We start from the raw sequence: 24,625 nt of genomic DNA on the forward strand, positions 1-24,625 counted from the left end.
ATCCATCGGAAGCTTAGGTTAAAGAATTATGGATGGGCTTTGGATGAGCTTGTACTTTTAGTGACGGTCGGATTTGACCATGTATGACTTGCACTAACATCGGCATTGTGTAGCCCTGGTGCATAAAATGAACAAGAATCCTCAACCCCCACCGATGAACCTGTATCCGAATCAGAGAAGGCGCAGGTTCCATTTGCATATACACCGCTAACTTTTAACGACCCATTAACTGTTACACCATGACTTGCTCCAGTTGGATCATCAACCGAGCTAGAGCCACCACCTGCTACGCGTGCTGGCCATTCCCGCCAGGAACCACTGCCGTAATTAATCGTAGCAGCATTTGTTGCTGCAAACGCTTCTCCCGCACTCGCTGCGCCTAACACAATTGCTAATGCGATAATCCCTCGACCAATGAACTTAACCATAAATCTTCACTCCTGATCTAATAATCATTATATTTATACTATTAATAATTATTTTATTTGTCAAGTATTAATTTATTTGATTTAGAATTATATTTTGTATTTTTAAATACAAAATAATAGCATATTTATTATATGCATAATAGTTCTGGTATTTAAATGAATGTAATTAAAAATCTTGACGTATTTATATATCCTTATAAAGGCTTATTTTTAGATATAGCGAAAAGACCAATGAATTATTGGCATTTGGCGAGGGATTAAATGATGGAGGAGTTTGATGAGTGATTATGCAATATAATCGACGGGCTTCTCTCGCAGCAAACCGTTGCCCACGATTATAACGAGATTATTGTGCCTGTCAAGCAATTACTGCGCTGCTGATCAATTTGGGGGCGATCAGCAGCGCAATCGAGCCAATCAATTAGGCTAATTCGCCAAGTAAACCACGCGAGATAACCATGCGCAGAATTTCCGATGTGCCTTCGCCAATCGTCAGCAAACGCGTATCGCGATAGTAGCGCTCAACTGGATATTCGCTGCTATAGCCGTAGCCGCCAAAGATTTGCACGGCGTTGCGGCAGGCGCGTTCTGAGGCTTCCGAGGCATAGAGCTTGGCAATCGCTGCTTCGCGAGTGAATGGTTTGCCGTTTTCTTTGAGCCATGCGGCACGTAAAATCAGCAAACGGGCAGCTTCTAGCTCAGTATCCATATCAGCCAACATATTGCTGATCGATTGATAGCTGCCAATCGCATGACCAAAGGCTTGGCGCTCACGGGCATAGCTGACCGCAGCTTCCATCGCAGCCACACCTAAACCAATCGCCATTGCCCCGATCGAAATCCGCCCGCCATCGAGCACTTTGAGGAATTGCACAAAGCCATCGCCCTCGGCTCCTAGTAGGTTTTCAAGCGGAACCCGCACATTATCGAAGGTGATGGCGTGGGTATTCGAGCCACGTAAGCCCATTTTGTGCTCAGGGCTGCCGAAATGCACGCCTGGCGTACCTTTAGGAATGATGATCGCGCTGATGCCACGCTTGCCGCGATCTTTGTTGGTAATGGCGGTGGCAATCAGGTGGCCTGCTTCGGCGGCGTTGGTGATCCACATTTTTGCGCCATTGATCACCCATTCGTTGCCATCGCGCACGGCGGTGGTGCGGGTTGAGCCAGCATCCGAGCCAGCATGGGGTTCAGTTAAACCAAATGCTCCAAGGTAACGACCTTCAGCAGCTGGCCGTAGAAATTGCTCTTTTTGTTGATCGTTACCAAACATGGCGATTGGGGCACTGCCCAAACCAACATGGGCTGCATAGGAAAGCGCCGTCGAGCCACAACAACGGGCAATTTCTTCGACTGCAAGCGCTGCGCTAATCGCATCGGCTCCTGCGCCGCCCAATTCTTCAGCAAAAGGCAAGCCCATCAAACCCATATCGGCCATTTTTTGCCAGGTCGAGGCTGGAATTTGGGCTTTTTCATCAACGTCTTTGGCTTTGGGCAATAACTCGCGCTCAGCAAATTCACGCACACTTTGACGTAACTCTTGCTGTTCTTGGGTTAACTGGAAATCCATTGAGCATATCTCCTATGATTTGGTCGGCTTCGTTGCCTAATTGTAGTATACCAAGAAGTTGTCGGAAGGATGAAGGATGAAGTATGAGGGATGAAAGCAAGAGCCAAAAGTCAGAATTGAGCTTGGGAATATTGTAAGAATACAAAGTTTATCGACCTTCGTGCTCTTCGTGTTCTTCGTGGTTAAATTTCATCCTTCATTCCTCATCATTCATCCTTATAATTAAGTTTCTTCATCGATGAAGGCCACATGGCGGAAGGTGGTTTGGTCTTCGATGCTGGCCCCAAGTGCGCCCACAATCAGCCCAATGATCGTAACCGTGCCAGCCAAGGCCAGATTATGTTCAAGCGACAGAAGCGCAAAATCAGTCCAGCGTTCGGCTAGCTCATTCGGCACTACCCAAATCACCAGCATTGCGGCGCTGATTAGCAGCAATACCATCGAAAGCATCGCACCTAAAATCGTCAGGATAATCGCGAAATCGGTTACGACAACTTGCTCAGTCAGCCGAAAGCGGGTGCGGCGGGTGAGCAAGCGTTGGCGCGTCACTACAAAGGTGGTGGTTCCCGCAATCGTGATTCCTAAAGCGCCAGCTACCTCAGCTAATGGCAAGCGCACGCCAACATCCCACACTTCGGCGGTAAAGAGCAGAATTAGCAAGGTTGATAATGCTGCGCCCGTAAATTTAGTCAGATGCCAAACCAAAATCCATGGGCGGTTACGGGCAACTGCGGCGATAATTTCGCGACCTGAGCGCACCAGCACCCGCAAGGTAAAAAAGAATGGATTGCGCGATGATTGACCAGTTTCTTCAACCCGCAGGTCGGCAACTTCGGTCAGCGATTCGAGCATCCACTCATGCTCCTCGCTACTAAAATCATGCACTGCATCGAGATCTTCGGGCACACGCGGCACGCTCATTGGGCTACTGTGATCGTCATTATGCGGCAAGGCCAATAAATCGCCCAGCAAATGTAAAAATAAAGCCCAAATTCGATTGCTCAGCACCAATTCGCGCTCAGCTTTGCGGACCATCGAGCGCTGAGCAGTTGGGTCGAGCCGCGCAGTCGAGATCGCCGCTGCATCAAGGCCACTGGCGGGCGTGCCAAGCGTATATTGTTTGCTCAGGGAATGCAGATCGGTCGCGGTAAAGGCAATCGCAAAATCCCAGCCCTTGGTCAAACGCTCGGTCACCGCCATATCAATTAAACGAATTGGCTCGGCCAGCACATCGCCAGGGTCAGGGTCGGGGCGCACCACAATTGGCACACGCCACGAAAATTCAGGGAAGTGCTGGCGTAAATATTCGCGAGTTCGTTCGCGAGCCGTGCGAATTGCGCCTTCGTCGATTTTTTCAAATGTGCCAATTAACACCCAACCAATTTCAACCAATGGTTTCTTGGGTGGCTGATCCTCACGGGCGCTATTCCACAAGTATTCCTCTTGGATGGTTGTAGGCTCGATCATGGCTTCGCTCATAAGTTGCGCTCCCACGCTTGGGCGATGGCAATTTTGCTAGCCCGATCTTTATAAACAATCCAAATCAGCACATCGCCCGCCTTGGCTGGTTGGGTCAGTTCATTAAAAGCAGCTTCATCGCCCTCTAGCTCAGTGATCGCGGCAGGATCAAGGCCAGCAGCACTGGCCGCAGCAATCATCAATGGCTCTAAAACGCCTGGTTCACGTCCACGCAAAAACCATGGGTCGCGTTTGAGGATCAAGCGATCGACATGCTGAGCGATGATCGTCATTTGCTCTTGAATTTGTTGGTCGGTACGATCGCCAGTGCCACTGAACACCATGGCAATTTTTCCATTGGCGGTACGGAGTGGCGCGGCGCTGGCTAATAATACCCGCAGTCCATCGCTATTGTGCGCATAATCAATTAACAAGGTGATGCCATCGCGCTGAAATTGATTCAAACGGCCTGGATTATGCTCGGCATTTGGTTGAAATCCAGCGAGGCCAAGCGCAATCTGGCCAGCACTTAATCCAAACGCAAACAGTGCGGCAGCAGCAGCCAAAGCATTGGCGATATTGTGCTGAGCCACTCCGCCAAAGCTCAAGGGCAACTCAGCCACCGCAATTAATGCTTGGGTTTGGCCCGCATTGGCGAGGATTAATTGGTTAGCATCGAGATATAAACAGGTTTGTTGGTTCTGTTGCGCTTGCACAATCAAGGGATTATTGGCTTGCAAACTAAACCAGATAATAGGGGCTGTTGCTTGAGGGGCAACCACCTCAACTAACACTGGATCATCAGCATTCAAAATAACGGCTTTTTGGGCGGCACGCACGATGGTGGCCTTGAAATGAGCCATTTCGGCGACGGTTGCCAAACCGCGATCTGGCAGATGATCGTCGGCAACATTGGTTAACACCGCAATCTCGCAATGGTTGAAGGCCAAGCCACGGCGCAATAAACCACCGCGAGCAGTTTCCAACACAGCCACCTCGACCGCTGGATGGCTCAGCACCCGTTGCGCCCCACCAAAACCCGTCCAATCGCCTTGCTCAATTGCTTGGTTGTTAATCCAAACGCCGTCGGTATCGGTGCGGCCTGTTTGGTAGCCCGCCGTGCGCAGGCTAAAATCGATCAAGCGGGTCGTGGTGGTTTTGCCGTTAGTGCCACTAATCGCAATAATTGGCAAGGTTTGGTGCGTGCTAAGGTCGAATTGAGCGGCATTTTGGCGATAACGACCATAGCCAATCCACCAAGCTTCAGCCTCGCGCCAAAGTGGCAAGTGTTGCTTGGCTAAATCGTGCAATTCGTTTGGAATTTGCTCCTGCGCCAGCATAGCCTGAATTTCAGCAGAGCTAGCGGCTGCATCTGTGCTTGCCAATTGCTCAAGCAGCAGCGCTAAACTTTCGGGCGTGGCGGTTCGCCAAGTAATTGCATATTCGCCCAAGCTTGGGTGGTGTTGTAAAACAGGCTCAGCATGGGCAATGCCATAGTTGGCACAGGCTAGCGCCACTTGTTTGAGCCAAGCATCGATCTCCACAGTTTCGCCAACCAGCCGAACTAAAGCAACCGGGGCATGAGCATAGCCATTTGGCCCTTCTAAGGCCCGAATATCACGAAACTCCAGCATAGGCCACCAACCTTAATTCAGCGCGAATCTAGGCTTAATGGTACATACACCGCCCAAAAAAGCAATTGACCAGAATGCTACGCTCAGCATAATGTTGAGTCTTGACAATTAAAGACTATTTCATCTATAGTTGGCACTTAGTAATTACATTGTAATTACTAAGTGCAATTTATGTAGTGCGAGGAATGCTGTTGTGCGGGTTATTTTGGCTTGTATCGCCTTGTTGGGGTTGGTAGGGGTTGCGGCAGCTACGCCGCAGGTGGTTTCGTATTCCAATGGTTGGGAGCAGGGAATTACGGGCAATGGGATGTGGAATCATACCCAAATTATGGCCGATGATCGTTTTCAACGGGTGCAGCAACCAGTGCGCAAGGGTCAGTATGCGGTGCGCGTGGAAGTTCGGCCTGGCGATGATCCCTTAGGTTCGTCGGGCGAGCGGGCTGAGGTCTCGATCTTGAAGGGTTTGGATGGCCGCGCAATTCAAGAAAATACTCAAAGTGGCGTGCAATATATTGCGTTTAGTGTGCGTTTGGCTCACGATTGGCAAGCCCCCGAAATTGAAGCTGGGGCTGGGCGTTGGGGGATTTTGGCGCAACTGCATGGCCCAGATACCCTGATATTTCCACCAGCCTTTTCGTTTCAAGCCCTTGATGGCTATTCGGTCGTATTTTATAGCGGCGATCTCGATTCAACCACTGAATCGTTGCGCAACCAGCGCTTTGCTTTATGGGATGCAACCCTGAATTTAGGGCGCTGGACTGATTTTGTTTTTCGGATTGATTTTGCCGAAGATTTTACTGGCACGTTTGATGTGTGGCGACGTGATGAGCAAGAACTCGACTTTCGCCATGTACTCAGCCTTGATAATCTGCCAACTCTGCAATACAAATCAAGCGAAGGTAGCGTTGGCGACCACTATTGGAAGCATGGCTTTTATCGCTCGAAGCAAACTCGGGTAACCAACGTGCTTTGGCTTGATGGATTTAGTCGGGCAACCAGCTTTGATGAAGTGGTTGACGCGGCCTTTCCAACCCAACCAATTGTCAATCTCTATTTGCCGTTGGCGCGACGTTAACCCTTAATCAAATCAACCCCCGATCGATCGGCTCAGATCGGGGGTTGATTTGCATCAGCAATTATTCGCCACCAAGCTCACGAGCGCGACGATACGCCGCCCAAACTCCATCGGCTAAAACCGTCCGCAAACGACCTTTTTCGAGTTCGTAAAGCGCTGCGGCGGTGGTTCCGCCTGGCGAAGTGACCATATTGCGTAATTCGGCGACATGCTTGCCCGATTGGGCCGAGTAGCGCACTGCCCCAATCACGGTTTGTTCGACCAGTTGCGCTGCGATCCGACGAGGAAAACCCATATGCACGCCAGCATCGATCAAGGCTTCCATTACCATAAAAACATAGGCTGGACCTGTGCCCGAGAGCGCTGTGGCCATATCCATAAATTTCTCGTCCTCAACCTCAACTTCCTCGCCAATCGCGCTGAGCACGATTTTGGCCCAACCACGTCGCGCTTGATCAAGCCCCTTGCTGGCTGTCCAAACCGTAATTCCTTCAGCAATTTGGGCTGGAGTGTTGGGCATCGAACGGGCGATTGCGCTATGTCCGGTGGCTTCGGCAATTTGGCGCATCTTAACCCCAGCCAACACTGAAACAATCAGATCATCGGTTTGAAATGCGCCGTTGAGTTGGGGCAGCACTTGCTCAGTCATCTGAGGCTTGATGCCCAAAATGACCACATTGCCCCAGGTTGCGGCCTCGCGATTATCGCCAGTAGTGGCGATGCCCCAGCGTTGTGATAGCTCGCGGCGACGCTCAGGGCGTGGGGTGGCGGCCAAAACTTGGGTTGGTTGCACTAATTCGGCTTGGAGCAGGCCACCGATGACGGCCTCGCCCATGGTGCCTGTGCCAATAACTGCAACATTGAGATTGGTTAACATGGTCTGGTGTTCTCCATGATTGGCTGAAGGTTCACAGGCTCCATTGCCTAGCCGCAACGCTGCGGAAATGTTAATGTTGATCCACGAAGGGCGAGGGACGAAGGATCAGAGGAGTTAATGCAGCTTGTTTTAAGCTTCTGACCTCTAGCCCTTGAATCCTAACCCCTGACCCCTAGCCCCTGAATCCCGACCCCTCGTTCCTATGTTCTATGCTCTGTGCTCTATGTTCTTAATACTCTTCACCACTTGATCAAGCGCGATTGTCTCGACCACCCCAGTTGCCCGTTGGCGTAGCTCGACAACATTTTGCTTGAGGCCACGTTCGCCAACCGTAAGCCGCAATGGTATGCCCAATAAATCAGCATCGTTAAATTTGACTCCCGCCGATTCATTGCGATCGTCGTAGAGCACGCTGAGGCCAGCATCGCTCAATTGTTGATAAAGTTGATTGGCGGCCTCGCTGACCGTGGCGCTGGTGCCAAGTTGTACCAAATGCAGATCGAATGGCGCGACCGATGCAGGCCAAACAATGCCTTTTTCGTCGTGATGTTGCTCGATAATAACTTGCAACAAGCGTTCGAGGCCAATGCCATATGAACCCATGACGATTGGCTGGGCTTGGCCTTGTGGATCAAGGTAGGTTGCGCCGAGCGCTTCAGTGTAGCGGGTGCCTAATTTAAAGATATGGCCAATTTCGATGCCCCGTTCCAAGCTCAAGGCTGCACCACAGACTGGGCAAGCATCGCCTTCCTCGACGTTGGCAATATCGGCAACCACGGTTGCCTGCCAATCACGGCCATAAACGACGTTTTGTAGGTGGTAGCCAGTGCGATTGGCTCCTGCGACCAAGCCGCCAACGCCAACCACCGAATGATCGGCGATTACTGTGACATTGCTCAGGCCAACTGGTGAAGCATAGCCAGCAACCGCCCCAACCGCGCTAATTTGCTCAAGCGTGGCTGGCTCAAGTGCCGAAACACCTGCCGCAGCCCGCAATTTAATTTCGTTGACTTCACGATCACCGCGCACCACCACAAAAAGCAAGCCCTTTTCGGCTGAGTTAAAAAAGACGGCTTTGGCAGTTTGGGCTGCGCTCACTTGTAAAAACGCGGCAAGTTCGGCGATCGTGGTGCAGGCTGGAGTGGCAATTTCGCTCATGGCTGGCACGGCATCAATATTAGCAACCGCTTGGCCACGCACTGCAACTTCGCTATTGGCGGCGTAATTGCAGCTTGCACAAACCGCTAAGGTGTCTTCGCCACTACTCGAAAAAGCCATATATTCGCGTGGTTCGCGTCCGCCCATCTCGCCGCCGTCGGCCTCGACAGCAGTAAAACGCACGCCACACCGCGCAAAAATTGTTTCAAAAGCGAGGGCAACCCGATCATACACCCCATCCAAGCCTGCCCAATCAGCATCGAGCGAATAGGCATCAAGCATGGTAAATTCGCGCAGCCGCAATAAACCACCACGAACCCGCAATTCATCGCGATATTTGGTATGAATTTGGTAGAGCAGGCTTGGCAATTGGCGATACGAATCAACTTCGCGACGGGCGAGGTCGGCAACCGCCTCTTCGTGGGTTGGCGCAAATAACAACGCCTGTTGATTGCGATTGTTGAAACGCAGCATGGCCTCGCCATATTGGTCATAACGTCCGGTTTGCTCCCACAAACTGGCAGCATGCACAACTGGCGTGCGAAATTCACCAGCACCAATGGCAGCCAATTCAGCATGCATAATTGCTTCGATTCGACGAAACACCCGCATGCCGAGTGGCAACAGCGCCATCCCACCAGCTAATAATTGCCGTGCCAAGCCAGCGCGTAAAATTAATTGATGCGCAGCTAATTCTGCCTCGCTTGGAGCCTCGCGCAAGGTGCGCCCGAAACCACTACTCATCCGCATAACCAACCTCCTTGCAGCCAATAAAAAACCGTCCCCAGATGCTGTTGCATCTAGGGACGGCTAAAAAACCGCGGTACCACCCTAGTTGAAGCTCAGATGAGCCTCCCCTTGGTCGTCAACCAGTGAATTGACGTGTCGTGATCTCGGCGACAAACCCGACCAACCTTGTTTGGGTGTGGGGTACACACTTGGTTCGGCGGTAACTCTGGGGTGGGTTCGGGCAGCCTAGTCCATTTCGAGCTTACACCATCCTCGAATCGCTGGTTGGCTCTTGCTGCGCTACTAATCCCCATCAACGTTTGCTATCAACTTTGTGGCTGCAACTCTATCATAGCTTATGCAAACCTGTCAATTGACCGATTTAGTTAAAAATTTAAGCTTGCAATTGCGGTTTCTGGCATTATACTCAAGCTGATTGAGTAGAACTGAGGGCGATCCTCTCCAATTTCCTGCATGCTTGCCAGAGTTCCCCTCCTCGTTGTGAGGTCTGACGCTATGTCCGCACCGATTGTGCAGATCGACTATGCCGTTGTCGATACGATCATCCAACGTTTCCAAAAACTGCATGACCAGAGCCAAACCATTCAAGCCAGCCTCTGCCAAACCATGGCCGCGTTACAAGCCGGCCAATGGCAAGGCAGCGCCGCCAACGCCTGTTTTCAAGAATTTGACCATGTAGTCAAGCCAGCTTTTCAGCGCTTGTTGCATTCGTTGCAAGGCAGTGTTGAAACCACCAAGGCCATTCGGAAAATCATGGCCGATGCCGAGGCTGAAGCCGCCGCACTGTTTCGCGGCGATGTTGGCGCGATGGCCGTAGGTGGTAATGGTGCGATGTTTGCCCAATTCGTTGATGGCGAGATACGATCGAAATCTACCCCAACCCCAACGCCACCGAGCGACAAACCGCTGCTGCCGCCATTCTTCCAAAAATTAATTGATTTTATTCTCCAAGCGGTCGAAACATGGCAGAACGATCGTGCCGATGGCGTGCAAGTCAATGCCGACGGCTCGGTCAGTTATGCCGATGCCACCTTGATTTTTGATGATATGGCGAATGAACCTGATATCCCTTTTCAATTTCCTGATGATGGGTGTTATGCTCGTGCCCATTTTATGGCTTATCGAATTGCTGAACGCTATGGAATTAATATTAATGATGTCGATAAAGTATTTATCTATGGCAATCTAGAAGCGCAAACTAGCTTTATTTATGATCAAGTTACGATAGGTGGTACTACTGATACATCATCAACTGCTGATGGCACAGTTAATTGGGGTTGGCATGTTGCGCCCATTATTAATGTACGTCAAGGTGATATAAATGTCCCAATGGTTATAGACCCTTCGTTATCAAACCGACCTCTAACTATTGAACAATGGAAAACGATTATGAATGATCCTGATGCTATTACAGAAATTACCGATCATACAACGTATGGTCCAAATTATTTCTATGATCAGGCTCAACGATCACAAATTGATGGATATGCACAAGATGTACTTGAAGATTATAAGCAACAATGTGTTGATGCTGGATATTGCCAGCCATAATGATAATAAGGCTTATGATGAAAAATATAATTAAAAATATTGTTATTCTAATTCTTCTTGTAATGATGATTAGTTGTAGCAATCAATCAAGACCATCGAATAACTCAATACTCCCTTCTAGCGAGGTAACTCCTATGAATGATACAGGTTTTTTTGTGTATATCTTCGACCAAACCGCCGTGCCGGGACTTGGATCAACCGCCGAAACGGCATGGCCGATTTTACAAGCTGTGCCTTTAGCACAAAGTGCGTTTACCGTAACCGAAGATCTATTGCTCAGTTATCATTGGCAAACCCAAACCATCACCTTTACCAATCCATGGGGGCAAACTGATCGTGATGCGCCAGGTTATATGTGGAATGGTGCAGGTTCATTTGTCGTAATCTATAACGGACAACGCTTGTTTGGTGGCAAGGTCGTAGCCGCAATCAGTCCTCGGCGATTTGACTACCCAGCGATGGCCTTATCAAATGACTATATTCTGATGGAGAATCCAGAATTACAAGGCAAGTTGGTCTATTCATTTCATCCAAAATCGGCAGTTATGTACCCGCCACAATCGCAGTTTTTAGCAGCTGATCCGGCCATCACCGAAGCCGTTAAAGAGCATTTGCGTGCAATTGGCAAGTTGGTTGAGTAAGGGATTCTGACCATGCGCTATTGGTGGTTGCTCTTATTGCTGATTGGCTGCATCCAAACCGATCAAACTCCACCCGCAGCCAATCAGTTTGCGATTTATATGTTCGAACGGACAGCAATCAGTCAATTTGAAGGACCAAATCAAAATCCAACGACAGCACTCCAGACAATTGATTTAGCTGAAGCTTCTATTGTTCTCGATCAAACTGATCTCGTTGACTATCATTGGCCTCAGCAACAACTGCGGATTCGTAATCCCCAAGGCGTACTTGCCAACAATCGCCCTGCTGAGATGGATATTGAGGGCTTTTTTGTGCTGGTCTTTAATCAACAACGCATTGTCATGGGTCGCGTGCGTTCAAACTCAACCGCAATGGCCGCCGATTATCCCTTATTGCTTGATACAATCGAATCGTATAGCAATCAGCAAGCGATTTCGGTTTATCAGTTACGCGCAAATAGTGGAACGATTCGTAGTGATGCTCCCCATAGTTTTCCTAACCCCGATCCAACACTCACCGAAGCCGTCAAGCAACATTTGCGCCAACTTGGCAAGTTGGTTGAGTAAGGGAAGTTCATGCCCTCACCCCAACCCCTCGCCTACTGAGCGGGCGAGGGGAGTTACGGTTGCCCCCTCGCTCGCGTGTGGACAAGGGAGAGAGGGAATAATTAGCCAGGGAAGCGGCTGAGATGTTCTTCGAGTTTGGTGTGGCAAGCGGCTTCTTCGCTGCGCAACGTCACTTCTTCCTCACGCAGGGCATTGAGTTGATCCTCGGTTTCGGCCAAGGTGGTGATATAGCGGGTGCGGAGTTCGCCCTCGCCGCCTTCGTTTTTGAGTACATCGAGGTTGCCGCGAATTTGCGTTTGTTGATTGTAGATCTTCTGGCGTAAGGCCTCGATTTCGTTATAGCGTTGGATGATACTGTCAATTCGTGCATACAGTGTGAGCACTTCGCGCAACTCGCTGACGGTATTTTGATCAAGCATGCGATCCATCAAATAGCGGCGCAATTGCTCGAAATTGATCGAGCGAATGTGTTCGCGGCGTTCGACCAAGCGTCGTTCGCGCACCCGCAAGGCCGCTTCGCCCCGCGCTGGAATTGGCAATAACCAACTGGCCAATTGGCTATTGGCTTCGGCTGGTTGCACCGTATCAAATAGCTCGTAGGGGTGGCGCAAGGGATGCTCAATTTTGATCACGCGGGCTTCGCCAGCAGTATTTGTTGCAGTGTAAATCGTAGTTAGCGATTCTTCAACTTCGTGAATTAATACATCGCGACCAAGCCGGATACGCCGAGTTTGATGCGCCGAGTTTTGATTTTCTTTAACTGAAACTTCTAAGGCTTGGGCATAGCGAATTGTGACCATTGCCCCTTCGGCTGTCCAATTCAAGACCGCTTCGCCGCCATATGAGCGACTTTCCATAATTGTGATTGGGCCGCGTTCTAAGGTTAGGCCGCTGCTATTTTCAAAGCGTACCGTGACCATGGGATGGGTCTCGCCCGCCGCGCCGCGATAGACCAACTCGCGCCGACAGGCGGTGCGTAAATTGAGCAATGGCACTAATGCCGAACGACCACGGCCAACGCTGACTGGTTCGCGCACATCGTAGCGGAATAATGCTCCTTGGGCAGCACCTTCGGCAACCGGCGCAATTGATGCCATTTCATCGATACCAAGACTTAGAGCATCAAGGTCAGCGCCGCCGAATGCTTCTTCACGCATGGCCATGGCTCGCATCATTTTTGGTCGTGGTGCGCCAGCAGGAGCCGGAGCCGCCAAAGTATAGGCTGGTGGCGCAGCAGGCCGAATTGTATCTTCAATCAACGGGCGTTCCGGTTGTTGCGGCTCGTAGAGCGGGTAGCGGAACGAAACTGGGCGGCCTGCAACCAGCGAAATCCGCACATCTTCTAAATCTTCATCAAGCACATTATCGAATAAACCCCAGCCTTGCAGCAGCACATCGGGCAATTCGGTTTCGATATTATCGACAATAATCCGATACGAAACCCGCCAACTGGGGGCTGGCGCAAGGTAGGCCACCAAAAGATCGTGCTTGCCCTCATCGAGCTGAATCGTGGCCGTGCGCGAATCTTGTTTATCGCTGTTGGCGCGTAATGACCACAGCACTTCGTCGGCAGCCGCATCAAGCAATTGCACGCCGCGAATATCATTTAAACGATGCAAGGTGATTTGGCGCACATCGCTGCGATAAATGGTCACCAGCGATTGCGAAATTGGCTCTTCTGGCGGTGGCTCATCGATCCCGACGATCAAGCCTTCGGCAGCGGCTTCATCACGCAAGGCTAGGCGAATTCGTCGCCCACGCAACTCGGTTAAGAGATCACGCAATGGGCGGCCAGCGCCAAGCTCAATCCGTCGGCTGCTCCATGATTCAGGTCGTTCATAATCGATGCCCTTAACATGACCCTCGCCTTTTTCCAACACCACCAAACTTTTCAGCACATCGTCCATGGCTTCGCGACTGAAGGCCAAGGCCAGTTTCGTGCCCTCGAACTGACCGCGCCGCTCGAAATAGCCAACGCCATGTTTGTACAAAATCAATCGTCGCAGTGGAAGTTCAGTCATTATCGTTACTCCTCGGCTGAATCGGCTGAAATTTTGGGGCTGTTTGTTGGGTGGGCGGAATTTTGGGTGTGTAGCTAGCGCTATTGTACACGATTTGGCAACGACCTAACCAGCAGCGTTGCCAAGCCCCAAGCTTGCAAGTACAATCAACCCATTGGCTAGCCAGGGAGATTCAGCAGATGATTACAAATTTGCGTTTTCAACATTTTAAATCGTGGAATGATACAGGCGAATTGCGTTTTGCCCCATTAACTGGCTTTTTTGGCAGCAATAGCTCTGGTAAAACCGCGATTTTGCGCTTTCTCTTGATGCTCAAGCAAACGGTTGAGTCAAATGATCAGCAATTAGTGCTCAATCTGAATGGCGGCTATGTTGAGCTTGGCAGTTTTGAGGATGTAATTTATCAAAAAAACTTAGACCAAAAATTAGATTTTGATATTTCTATGAATATACATACCCAGCAAATACATTTTACAGAGATCTTTGAGATCAATCTAGAATCAGCTATGCGTTATAAAAATGAAAGTCCATCAATTACTAGGAATATTTATACATTTTTAAAAAAAGATAAATCAGTTTATCGGAATTATAAAGTTGTAGAATTTGAAGAAACCTATACTTATACTGATTCAGAAACCAATATCGTAATTGAAAAGGGGAACCCTTATTTTGCGAGTAAATTCTATACTCTTCCCCATGATTTCTGGAATCCAACTAGCCTTTTAGCAGGCAAAATAAATATGCCAGAATTACTATACTTTATTCAAATCTTTGAAGAACAGTTTCGCGATGTGCAATACCTCGGGCCAATTCGTGAAGATCCCAAGCGCTTTTATCAGTGGACTGGTGAAATTCGCAGTTTGGGCAATCGGGGTGAGCATGCAGTTTTAGTCTTATTAGCCGATCAAAAGCGTGATTCAGAGACACGCTTAGCTAAACAAGTAGCAAGCTGGTTGAAGGACTTAGGCTTAATTGCTGATTTTCGTTTACAGCAAATTGCCCCTAATGTTGATTTACATGAAGTTCGGGTGAAAATCAAATCCAATGCAGCCGAGGTATTACTGACTGATGTTGGTTTTGGAGTTGCCCAAATTTTGCCTGTGCTGGTGTTGTGTGCCTCGGCCAAACATGGCTCAACGATTATTTTAGAGCAGCCCGAAATTCACCTGCACCCAGTGGTGCAATCAAACTTGGCCGATATTTTGATTGAAACGATTAAACGTGGCGTGCAAATTGTGCTCGAAAGCCATAGCGAACATCTGCTGCACCGCTTGCAACGTCGAATTGCCGAAGAAAAGTTGAGCAATACCGACACCGCGCTCTATTTTTGCGATATGGATGATACTGGTACTTCGCATGCCGTACCGCTTGATGTTGATAAATATGGCAATATTCGCAACTGGCCCAAAGATTTCTTTGGTGATGAAATGGCTGATTTAGCGGCACTTTCGCGGGAGACAATTCGCCGTAAAAAGGCCGAGGCTGGGCGATGAAATACATCATTGATACAAATGTTTTAGTGACTGCTAATGGTGCTGCTGACCACAAAGGCCTTGATTGTATGGAAGTTTGTATCGATTTTCTGGAAATAGTTAAAGAACAGGGTATCGTCATTATAGATGATGGCTACTTTATTATGGGCGAATACCGTCAAGATGTGAGTGATAGTGGTCAACCTGGATTGGGTGATAAATTTTTGAAATGGCTTTTAATTAATGAATGGAATGGCCGTTGTGAACATGTAAATATCAATGTGATAGAGATTGATGCAAAACTAAGTTTTATTGAATTCCCCAATACTGATCTACGCTTGACCAAATTTGATCTTAAAGATCGCAAATTTGTAGCAGTTGCCTTAACCCATCCTGAACATCCACCAATTGTTAATGCAACTGATAGTGATTGGGCTGAGATTGAGCAGATTCTGCGCGATGAATATCAAGTACAAGTGATTCAATTATGTGCGTAAATTGGGCAAATATGCTGATGAACACCATTTTAAGGTTTGTATCCTAGCTCCTCAAAGGTTCGTATTAACCGCTGGTACACTTAATCAATATTGTGAGAAGCGAGGACTTCAATGGATACGCCAATTATTCACTTGCGCATTTCGCGGAATTTAATTGTTTTAGTCGGCCTAACTTGGTTGCTTGGTTTGATGTTTGGGTTGGGCTTTTTAAGCAACTATACCTTTTGGTCAGCAGCCTGCTTTAGTGTGTGGTGGCTCTGGCTATTGGTGCGTTTTGGCTTATTAGCGTGGCAGCATGTCTATCTCAGCGATCACGGCATTCGGGTGAAAAATTACGCTGGCGATTATAGTTTTGCTTGGAATACGCTGCATGCGATTGAATTTGTGGCTGAGCCAGCAGAACCACGTTTTATGGATCGCGATTTGAGCTACCTCTGGGCAACCTTTGCAGTGCGTTTTTCTGATGCCCAACGCTCAATCATTGTGCATACGCGCTTTACTGAGCATGATCGCACACTACTTAAAACCAAGCTAGTGCATTATATTCAACACTATGCAATTCCTAACAAAACTATCGATACCCTCGATTATCCTGTGATCTATCCAGAGCGATTGAGCATTTGGCAAAAGCTGATGCGACTGCATCGACCACCACTAATTAATTCACTTGAAATTTTGCGTCGGTTTTGTTGGTTTTTATTGGCAATTGCAATGATCTATGCAGCCGTAACCGAACAAGAATTTTTTGTTGCACTGGCAGCATTTGTAATCTATCAAGTGCTCAAATTAGGCTTAGCACTGTTGCCAAATGTGATTAAGCAACCAGACATGTTGATTAATCCACAAGAATCGGCCTTGTATGTGCCCAAATTGCTTGATAAAGCCCTATTTGCTCGCTTATTGGGCTTATATGGATTAATCGTTGTGTTGATTTCGATATATTATGGGATTGTAGGTTTCTAATGACCTATAAACACAGAAAAACTATCTATTTTCCACTGGTTATTATGATACTTTTGATAAGTATCGCTAGCATCTTGCTAATTAATAATGAATTTGCTTTGGCTATCGTTGTAGGATTAACTGCTGCACTAGCTTTTTATTTATTTTACATTCAAAAACAAGGATATTTGAATATTAATGCTGAATATATTGAATTTCAAGTATATTTGAAGCGAATGAGAATAGATTGGAAATGTATGCGCTTGGTGACGGTTGAGTCATATTACTATCCTCAAAAACTTATACCCAAGGCTGCTGATTATATGAAATTTAAGTTCATTTATAATAATGGTAAAATCAGCGAGGATGGAATCTCTGCTAGCATATTTAACCAAGCAGATTGCGTCGCGATTGAACAAGAATTATATCGATATTGCCGCCAATATAAGATCAAAATGCGCAAACAATTGTTTGAATACGTTAGAAAAAATGAATTTAGTTTGCAGCATGATGAATTTTTGGTTGGTCGTGATGATTAATGGATCATTTGACGATCAATGAACTTCAAGCTTGTAGAGCAAGGGAGATGCTACGATGATTAACCGTGGCTTGATCTATTTGGCGTGGCTGGGCGTTGTGCCATGCAGTTTGTGGTCGCTTTTACGCTGGACTGCGCTGGCCACTACGCCGCAAGGCATGCTGCTGCTGGTATTCGATGCCTGGGTTTATGCCAGTTTATTGCCGATTGCCCTGGTGGCGGTCGGTCTGCGTCGCAATTATTTGTTGGGCGTGCTAGGCTTGAATTTGCTGGTGGTTTTGGGCTTGTATGGCGGGCGCTGGCTACCCCAATCAACCAATTCGACTCCGCACGATTTGCGGATTATGACTTGGAATGTGTTTTATAATACCCAAGATATTGATGGCTTGGCCGCGACAATTCGCCAGCAACAGCCTGATATCGTGGTGTTGCAGGAATATAATTTTCAGCTCGACCCGCAACTCCCCGAAGCCTTGGAGGATTTGTACCCTTATGCCGTGCTTGATCCCCATTCGGGCGCTGGTGGTTTGGCGACGCTTAGCCGCTGGCCGCTGCGCGAGTTGGCTCCGGTTGCGCGTGGCGTTGATAGTTGTGGCTGCCAGTATTTGGAAATTACCACCCCAAACGGCCCAACCCGCCTGATCAACACCCACCCGCATATTCCGCTGGCCAGTTTCAAGGGCATTTACACCAAAACCCAGCAAGACCCAACCTTCGATCATTTGCTGAAATTGATTGCCGACCAAAGCCAGCCTTTAATTTTGGCAGGCGATTTGAATACGACTGAACGCCAGCCCAATTATGTGCGTTTACGTCAGCAGCTTGGCGATGCCTACCAACAACGGGGCTGGGGTTTGGGCTATACCTTTCCGAGCAATGATGCTATTCCCAAAGCGGTGCGCCTAGATTATATTATGCCTAACGCCCATTGGCAGCCCTTGCGGGCTTGGACTGGCACGGCTAATTTGTCGGATCATGGCTTTGTGGTCGCCGATTTGCAGCGATCAGCTGAATAGTTTGAGGGGTAAGACGTATGACGGTTTATAAGTCGCCTGTTGGAAAATATGGAATTCCGTTTACCATTCTTTTACTCGTTGTTACGGTTATAGCTGCTATTGAAAGTACAATTTTTGCAGCAATAGTTTGTCTGTTGCTCGCTGTAATTCCAGTTGGCTTTACGTGGTTAGCTTATAAGTGGAAATTTATCGCTGCTGATGATTATATGCAAGTTGATTCGATTGTGGATGGTAAAAAAATTAACTGGGGTGAGATTATCGCAGTTGAAGATATGACCCATAATAATGGGATGTATCAGATTCGCGCAGTGAGTAAAACCCAAATATTCGCAGTATCGGCTTCGATGTTAAACCCGAAAGATTTTCGGTCAATTGTTGCCTATATGATTCAAAAAGCTGAAGAGAACCAGATAGCATTTAATCGCAATATACCCTATTTACAATCGATTTATTATCGACATAATCCAAAAATGATATCCAAATTAAGTTCATTTTCACCACCATTAAATCAAAAAGCCTCGATGTGGGCCTATGTTGTATTTATTGGGGTAATAATTATTTCTAGTTTGTTTATCCAGCAGCTTGAACGTGATAATCCACATATCTATATAAATCAATTATTCTGGATTGCACCAGTTGGACTAACTTCTTTTCGTTGGGCTTTTTTATTAATGGCCCAATTTCCGCAAAACTTACAGGCGATTGAGCATAATCAGCGTGAGCAGCACGAGCAGATGTTTGTGCCAACTGTGGCATCATCACAGCCCTATCGTTTGCCATTTGCACTGGTTTCAGTAGCTTTGGTGATGATGATTGCAGGATTTGCTTGGTATTTGACCCGTTGAATCAAAGCAGCGCCAGTTTAATCATCAAACTGGCGCTGGATTTGTTTTAGCTGCGAATACTGGCAAAAGCCGCTTGGGCTGCATTGATCGTTTGAGCGACGAGTTCATCGGTATGGGCAGTTGAGACAAAGGCGGCCTCAAATTGTGATGGCGCGAGATACACGCCTTGCTCAAGCATCGCATGGAAGAATTTGCCAAACATGGTGGTATCTGCCCGCTTGGCCGATGTGAAATCGTAAACTTCATCGCCAGCAAAGAAGAAGCCCCACATACTACCAGCTTTATGCGCTTGGAAGGGAATGCCATTTTTGAAGGCGGCCTTCCAAAAGCCTTGGCACAGCGTCGAAGTTACGCCAGTTAAGCGCTCGAAAACTTCGGGCTTGGCAATTTCACGCAAGGTTACAATGCCTGCGACCATCGCCAGTGGGTTGCCCGAAAGCGTGCCAGCTTGATACATTGTGCCTGCTGGCGCGACCATCTGCATAATCTCGCGTTGCCCACCATAGGCCGCTGCTGGCAAACCGCCGCCTACTACTTTGCCCAAACAGGTCAAATCGGGCATCACATTGAAGTAGGCTTGTGCGCCGCCATAGGCCACGCGAAAGCCCGTCATCACTTCGTCGAAAATCAATAGCGCCCCGTGTTGATCGCAAAGTTGGCGCAGACCTGCAAGATAGCCTTCGCGCGGCAGCACAAAGCCCATATTGCCTGCCACAGGCTCGATCACTAAGGCGGCAACTTGCCCAGCATTGGCTTTGAACAAGGCTTCGACCGCTTCAAGATCGTTAAATGGTGCGGTCAGGGTGTTGCTGGTAGCGCTTTTTAACACGCCTGGGCTATCGGGCAAGCCCAAGGTTGCCACACCTGAGCCAGCTTGCACCAAAAATGGATCAGCATGGCCGTGATAGCAACCCTCAAATTTGATAATTTTCTCGCGTTGAGTGTAAGCCCGCGCCAACCGAATTGCGCTCATCGTGGCTTCAGTGCCCGACGAAACAAAGCGCACCATCTCGACACTTGGCACGGCGGCGATCACCAACTCGGCCAATTCGCTTTCAAGCTCAGTTGGTGCGCCAAAGCTTGTGCCACGTTGGGCTTGAGCACAAATTGCCTCGACTACTGCTGGATAGGCGTGGCCTAGAATTAACGGCCCCCACGACAAGACATAATCGATATACTGGTTGCCATCAATGTCGTAGAGATAGGCTCCTGCACCATGATCGATAAAGCGTGGCACGCCGCCAACGCCCCGAAAAGCCCGCACCGGGCTATTCACTCCGCCTGGTAAAAGTGCTTGGGCGCGTTCAAACGCCGCGCTAGAAGCATCGTTGATCACGTTTTTATGTCTCCATATGTCTTGAGGATCGGGGATCGGGGGCTGGGGATTTAAAACCACGAAGAACACGAAGAGCGCGAAGAAACCCTGTATGTTCTATGCTCTATGTTCTATGCTCTATGCTCTGCACTAAATCCAATCCCCAATCCCCAACAGCCGATCCCCAGCCCTATGTTCTATGTTCTTCGTCCCTAGGCTTTCAACCACTGCGCCGCCGCTTTGGCATAGTAGGTGATGATCATACTTGCACCTGCTCGGCGAATTGCCAGCAAGCTTTCGAGCGCTACCCGTTGCTCATCGATCCAGCCGTTGGCAGCAGCAGCTTTGATCATGGCGTATTCGCCGCTAACTTGATAGGCCGCCAGTGGCAGATCAAATTCTTCGTAAACTGCCCGAATAATATCCAAATAAGCTCCAGCTGGCTTGACCATCAGCCAATCTGCTCCTTCGGCAACATCGAGCGCGGTTTCGGCAATCGCTTCCCGGGCGTTGGCCGCATCCATTTGGTACGAGCGGCGGTCGCCAAATTGGGGCGTTGATTCGGCAGCTTCGCGGAAGGGGCCGTAGAAAGCTGAGGCAAATTTGGCTGCATACGACAGAATGATGGTATCGTGATAGCCTGCTTGATCAAGGCCATAGCGAATTGCGGCAATTTGGCCATCCATCATGGCACTGGGCGCAACCACATCAGCGCCAGCCTCGGCATAAGCTACCGAAGCACGGGCTAAAAGTTCTAAGGTTGGGTCGTTATCAACAGTGATCGTTTCTGGCTCACCGCTGGTTAAAATGCCACAATGGCCGTGGTCGGTATATTCGCACATACAAACATCGGCAATTACCACCAAATGTGGTGCTTGCTGCTTAATTGCCCGAATTGCGCTAGGCACAGGGCCATTCGCATCCCAAGCTGAGCTACCTTGGGCATCTTTGTGCAATGGAATGCCAAAGAGCAGCACCGCTGGAATTTGCGCCGCAACCAGTTCATCAATCTCAGTGCCAAGCTGATCGAGCGACAGCTGAAATTGACCAGGCATCGAACTAATTGGCTTGCGAATATTCTGGCCTTCAACAATAAATAATGGGGCAATTAAATTATCAACAGTTAATTGAGTTTCGCGTACCATGCGCCGTAATGTGGCGTTGCGCCGTCCGCGCCGCAAGCGACGATTGGGCGTTGGCACGCCTTCGAGCATACTCATGCCAGTTCCTTCTCGGTTTTGGCCCATTCAAGCAGGGCTTCAACTAAGCCTTGGGTTGAATGTTCCGCCGCCTCTATATCAACATGCAAGCCCACATCAAACGCGGTTTGGCTGGTGATAGGGCCAATTGTTGCAATAATTGTCTGATTTAAAAATTCTTGTGAATTGCGCATGCCCGCTGCATGCAAGGCTTCGATGGTGTAGCGCACGGTTGAGCTTGAGGTAAATGTCACCACATCAACCCGTTGCTGACGTAGCAACTCAGCCAATGCAACCACCTGTGGATCGGGCACGGTGCGATAAGCCACCACCGCCGTTACGTCTGCGCCACGTTCGATTAATGCTTCGCGCAACAGTGGGCGTGCAATATCAGCTTGCGGCAGAAAAATGCGTTGGCCAGCAATATCTTGAAATTCGACGAGAAATTGCTCGGCAATATAGGCATGCGGCACAAAATCGGGCGCATGGCCAAAATCAGTTAATAATTTAGCGGTAGCCTTGCCAATCGCGGCGATTTTTAGTTGATTTAAGGCGTTGCAGGGTAAGCCCAAAACCCCATAACGCTCGAAGAATGCCCGCACGGCGTTGGTGCTGGTGGCGATAATCCAATCGAAGCCTTCGATTTGGCTCAGGGCGCGGTCAAAAGCTTGCCAATCGTCAGGCGGTAAGGTTTGAATTGCCGAACAATAGAGCGTTTCGGCTCCATGGTCTGCCAAGAGTTGGGCGAACTCGGTCATCTGCTCACGGGCGCGGGTCAACACAATTCGCTTGCCCGTTAAGGGTGTGTGCATCGTCATTGTTGCAATCCACAATCTGTTGCTAGCACGCAGCTATAGGCGAGTAGTCAATATGCAATTCATTAATCGTCGGCCTTGGTAGTATACAAGATTATGGCCTGCCCGCTGTTAATTCAAGCACGATCGGCTATGCCAAAACTGCTCTAAATCGCAACCGAGTTAGAGCAGTTCTCGCCCACCCTGAGCTAATAATTGTTGGGCTAGGCTTGCCCCAAGCGCTTGCGCCGCACTCGCACTGCCAGTTAATGCACCGCGCACTAAGCGTCCATCAAGTGCTCCAATCATACCGATTAAGTGCAATTGGCCTGCCTGATAGGTGGCAAATGCGCCAACCGCCACTTGGCAACCGCCGCCAATTGTGGCCAAAAAGGCTTTTTCGGCTTCAGCAGTCGCCCGTGATTCAGCGTGATCGAGCACCTTGAGCAATTCGGCAACTCGTTGATCGCCCGCGCGGGCTTCGATGCCCAAAATGCCCTGCGAAACTGCTGGAGTCATTTCGGCTGGCTCGAAAAATTGGGTCACGCGGTTCAATAATCCTAAGCGTTGCAAGCCTGCTGCCGCCAACACAATTGCATCATATTGGCCCTCGTCAAGTTTACGCAATCGCGTATCAACATTGCCGCGAATATCAATAATCGTCAGATCGGGCCGCAAATGGCGCAGTTGGGCGGCACGCCGCGGGCTACTCGTGCCAACCTTGGCTCCATGCGCCAAATCGGCTAGCCTGCGCCCTTCGGCTCCAACCAAGACATCGCGTGGGTCAGCCCGTTCGGGATAGGCCGCGATGGTCATGTCGGGCGCTAAAATTGAAGGCAAATCTTTGGCGCTATGCACCGCCAGATCGACCTTGCCACTGCGCATGGCATCCTCAATTTCGCTGACGAACAGACCCTTATCGCCAATCGCCGCCAACGGTCGATCCAAAATTGCATCGCCCTTGGTGGTGATATGTTCAAGTTCAATCGTTAATTGAGGATGCGTCGCCAATAGGGCATCGCGCATGGCGTGGGTTTGCACCAAGGCCAATTGGCTTTTGCGCGTTCCAATGGTTAATGTGTTCATGCTGATCATTCTTGCTAGGTAATCGACGAATCAATACTCCCCTCACCCCAACCCCTCGCCCACTGCGGCGGGCGAGGGAATTACTTCGAGCACAGTTCCCCCTCGCCTCGCGGGCAGAAGAGGGGGTGAGGGAACGTAGACTTATTGGCCAGTTACAACGGTTTTGAGCAAATCGACGAAGGCTGGATCATCGTTGAGCAGCCGAATGCGCTCAAGTTGTAAGCCTAATTCGTTGGCTTTGTGCTTGCCCTCGATATCAATATCGTAAAGAATTTCGAGGTGGTCGCAAACAAAGCCAAATGGCACTTGCAGCACATATTTTTTGCCTTCAGCCGCCAATTCGGCCAAGGTATCGAGCACATCAGGCCCAAGCCATGGTTCGCCAGTTTCGCCTTGGCTTTGATAGGTAAAGCGCCAATCTGGCAATTCGAGCATTTCGGCAATGCCTTTGGCGCTACCCAACAACTCATCAGGATAGGGATCGCCCCATGCCAAAACCCGTTGCGGCAAACTATGAGCGCTAAACAACACCGTCACTTGATCGCGCACATCGGCAGGAAATTGAGCTAAGGCCTCGCTGATCCGGCTCGCAATTAAATTGCGAAACTTTGGCTGCTCTTGCCAGCTATTGATCATGGTTAATTCGATGTTGGTGTTAAATTCTTCGTTAGCGCGATCGACTTGTTTTTGATAGCCGCCGATGCTGATTTTGGAATAATGCGGCGCGAGCGCAAGCCCAATTATCTTGTTAATACCATCAGCATGAATTTGCTTGACCACATCAGGAATTAATGGATGCCAATATTTCATGCCAAAATAAACCTGATATTGGCCTGGAAATTCGGCATCAAGTTGGGCTTGCAATTGATCGGTCACCGATTTGGTTAATGTGGTCAGTGGGGTATGCCCACCAACTGCTCGATAGCGAGCTGAGAGATTTTCGACCTGCTCAGGCGTTGGCATACGGCCACCACGCACATTGATGTAGTATTGTTCAACTTCATCGATGCGATTGGGTGTGCCATAGGCCATCAGCAAGACTGCTGTTTTGGCTGACATGGATTACCTCTTATCTGTTAATGATCCACGAAGGAACACCAAGGCTTGAAACCGCGAAGAACACGAAGAGCGCGAAGAATTATTTTATGTTCTATGCTCTATGTTCTATGTTCTCCAATTTCCAGTCCTCAA

The 24,625-nt window shown here is 49.0% G+C and carries 22 protein-coding genes; 10 read left to right on the plus strand and 12 right to left on the minus strand.

Annotation, left to right across the window (positions count from 1 at the left end; translation table 11 throughout):
* Nucleotides 1–26 precede the first annotated feature (26 nt).
* The 4 genes from LCH85_15460 to LCH85_15475 form a co-directional block, all read right to left on the minus strand.
* Nucleotides 27–428, minus strand: coding sequence for a hypothetical protein (locus LCH85_15460; protein MCA0353389.1), 402 nt, complete (start codon nucleotides 426–428; stop codon nucleotides 27–29).
* A gap of 421 nt (nucleotides 429–849) precedes the next feature.
* Nucleotides 850–1,998 (minus strand): acyl-CoA dehydrogenase, encoded by a 1,149-nt coding sequence (locus tag LCH85_15465; GenBank protein MCA0353390.1) that lies wholly within the window; start codon nucleotides 1,996–1,998, stop codon nucleotides 850–852.
* Nucleotides 1,999–2,220: 222 nt separating this feature from the next.
* Nucleotides 2,221–3,477, minus strand: a complete 1,257-nt coding sequence (locus tag LCH85_15470) for a hypothetical protein (protein MCA0353391.1) — start codon at nucleotides 3,475–3,477, stop codon at nucleotides 2,221–2,223.
* Nucleotides 3,474–5,090: a hypothetical protein gene (locus tag LCH85_15475; protein ID MCA0353392.1), complete on the minus strand. Its 1,617-nt coding sequence runs from the start codon at nucleotides 5,088–5,090 to the stop codon at nucleotides 3,474–3,476. The genes LCH85_15470 and LCH85_15475 overlap by 4 nt, the downstream gene beginning before the upstream one ends.
* Nucleotides 5,091–5,283: 193 nt before the next feature.
* Between LCH85_15475 and LCH85_15480 the strand changes: the two genes are divergently transcribed.
* Nucleotides 5,284–6,165: a polysaccharide lyase gene (locus LCH85_15480; protein ID MCA0353393.1), complete on the plus strand. Its 882-nt coding sequence runs from the start codon at nucleotides 5,284–5,286 to the stop codon at nucleotides 6,163–6,165.
* A gap of 61 nt (nucleotides 6,166–6,226) precedes the next feature.
* On the opposite strand, the gene proC is transcribed toward LCH85_15480, so the two are convergent.
* Both proC and LCH85_15490 read right to left on the minus strand, forming a co-directional pair.
* The gene (gene proC / locus LCH85_15485; GenBank protein ID MCA0353394.1) at nucleotides 6,227–7,042 is read right to left on the minus strand and encodes a pyrroline-5-carboxylate reductase; all 816 of its coding nucleotides are present in this window, start codon (nucleotides 7,040–7,042) and stop codon (nucleotides 6,227–6,229) included.
* Between the two features lie 207 nt (nucleotides 7,043–7,249).
* On the minus strand, nucleotides 7,250–8,950 hold the full coding sequence (locus LCH85_15490; protein MCA0353395.1) for a proline--tRNA ligase: 1,701 nt from the start codon (nucleotides 8,948–8,950) through the stop codon (nucleotides 7,250–7,252).
* A 495-nt stretch (nucleotides 8,951–9,445) separates the two neighbouring features.
* Between LCH85_15490 and LCH85_15495 the strand changes: the two genes are divergently transcribed.
* From LCH85_15495 to LCH85_15505, 3 genes are all read left to right on the plus strand, one after another.
* Entirely contained in the window at nucleotides 9,446–10,501 is a 1,056-nt protein-coding gene (locus LCH85_15495) for a WXG100 family type VII secretion target (protein ID MCA0353396.1), read from the plus strand.
* Between the two features lie 134 nt (nucleotides 10,502–10,635).
* Nucleotides 10,636–11,142: a hypothetical protein gene (locus LCH85_15500; protein ID MCA0353397.1), complete on the plus strand. Its 507-nt coding sequence runs from the start codon at nucleotides 10,636–10,638 to the stop codon at nucleotides 11,140–11,142.
* A 12-nt stretch (nucleotides 11,143–11,154) separates the two neighbouring features.
* Entirely contained in the window at nucleotides 11,155–11,709 is a 555-nt protein-coding gene (locus LCH85_15505) for a hypothetical protein (protein ID MCA0353398.1), read from the plus strand.
* Nucleotides 11,710–11,810: 101 nt separating this feature from the next.
* On the opposite strand, the gene LCH85_15510 is transcribed toward LCH85_15505, so the two are convergent.
* Nucleotides 11,811–13,730, minus strand: coding sequence for a DUF4139 domain-containing protein (locus LCH85_15510; protein MCA0353399.1), 1,920 nt, complete (start codon nucleotides 13,728–13,730; stop codon nucleotides 11,811–11,813).
* A 179-nt stretch (nucleotides 13,731–13,909) separates the two neighbouring features.
* Here LCH85_15510 and LCH85_15515 point away from each other — a divergent pair, with 179 nt between their 5' ends.
* The 6 genes from LCH85_15515 to LCH85_15540 all read left to right on the plus strand — a co-directional run bounded on the left by LCH85_15515 (nucleotide 13,910) and on the right by LCH85_15540 (nucleotide 19,040).
* Nucleotides 13,910–15,223 carry a DUF3696 domain-containing protein gene (locus LCH85_15515; GenBank protein MCA0353400.1) on the plus strand — a complete coding sequence of 438 codons (1,314 nt, stop codon included), beginning with the start codon at nucleotides 13,910–13,912 and terminating at the stop codon, nucleotides 15,221–15,223.
* Nucleotides 15,220–15,699 carry a hypothetical protein gene (locus LCH85_15520; GenBank protein MCA0353401.1) on the plus strand — a complete coding sequence of 160 codons (480 nt, stop codon included), beginning with the start codon at nucleotides 15,220–15,222 and terminating at the stop codon, nucleotides 15,697–15,699. The genes LCH85_15515 and LCH85_15520 overlap by 4 nt, the downstream gene beginning before the upstream one ends.
* Nucleotides 15,700–15,810: 111 nt before the next feature.
* Nucleotides 15,811–16,662, plus strand: a complete 852-nt coding sequence (locus LCH85_15525; protein ID MCA0353402.1) for a hypothetical protein — start codon at nucleotides 15,811–15,813, stop codon at nucleotides 16,660–16,662.
* On the plus strand, nucleotides 16,662–17,180 hold the full coding sequence (locus tag LCH85_15530; protein MCA0353403.1) for a hypothetical protein: 519 nt from the start codon (nucleotides 16,662–16,664) through the stop codon (nucleotides 17,178–17,180). Before LCH85_15525 ends, LCH85_15530 begins: the two co-directional genes overlap by 1 nt.
* A gap of 55 nt (nucleotides 17,181–17,235) precedes the next feature.
* A complete protein-coding gene (locus LCH85_15535; GenBank protein ID MCA0353404.1) occupies nucleotides 17,236–18,195 on the plus strand; it encodes an endonuclease/exonuclease/phosphatase family protein in 960 nt (319 codons plus the stop codon).
* A gap of 17 nt (nucleotides 18,196–18,212) precedes the next feature.
* Nucleotides 18,213–19,040 carry a hypothetical protein gene (locus LCH85_15540; GenBank protein ID MCA0353405.1) on the plus strand — a complete coding sequence of 276 codons (828 nt, stop codon included), beginning with the start codon at nucleotides 18,213–18,215 and terminating at the stop codon, nucleotides 19,038–19,040.
* Nucleotides 19,041–19,086: 46 nt separating this feature from the next.
* On the opposite strand, the gene hemL is transcribed toward LCH85_15540, so the two are convergent.
* The 5 genes from hemL to hemH form a co-directional block, all read right to left on the minus strand.
* The gene (gene hemL, locus LCH85_15545; GenBank protein ID MCA0353406.1) at nucleotides 19,087–20,376 is read right to left on the minus strand and encodes a glutamate-1-semialdehyde 2,1-aminomutase; all 1,290 of its coding nucleotides are present in this window, start codon (nucleotides 20,374–20,376) and stop codon (nucleotides 19,087–19,089) included.
* 191 nt (nucleotides 20,377–20,567) lie between these two features.
* On the minus strand, nucleotides 20,568–21,575 hold the full coding sequence (hemB, locus tag LCH85_15550; GenBank protein MCA0353407.1) for a porphobilinogen synthase: 1,008 nt from the start codon (nucleotides 21,573–21,575) through the stop codon (nucleotides 20,568–20,570).
* Nucleotides 21,572–22,372 (minus strand): uroporphyrinogen-III synthase, encoded by an 801-nt coding sequence (locus tag LCH85_15555; GenBank protein ID MCA0353408.1) that lies wholly within the window; start codon nucleotides 22,370–22,372, stop codon nucleotides 21,572–21,574. The genes hemB and LCH85_15555 overlap by 4 nt, the downstream gene beginning before the upstream one ends.
* Nucleotides 22,373–22,531: 159 nt before the next feature.
* Nucleotides 22,532–23,434 (minus strand): hydroxymethylbilane synthase, encoded by a 903-nt coding sequence (gene hemC, locus LCH85_15560; GenBank protein ID MCA0353409.1) that lies wholly within the window; start codon nucleotides 23,432–23,434, stop codon nucleotides 22,532–22,534.
* A 141-nt stretch (nucleotides 23,435–23,575) separates the two neighbouring features.
* Nucleotides 23,576–24,493, minus strand: coding sequence for a ferrochelatase (gene hemH / locus LCH85_15565; GenBank protein MCA0353410.1), 918 nt, complete (start codon nucleotides 24,491–24,493; stop codon nucleotides 23,576–23,578).
* Between the last annotated feature and the right edge of the window lie 132 nt (nucleotides 24,494–24,625).

It is taken from the genome of Chloroflexota bacterium (assembly GCA_020161265.1).
Lineage (GTDB): Bacteria > Chloroflexota > Chloroflexia > Chloroflexales > Herpetosiphonaceae > Herpetosiphon.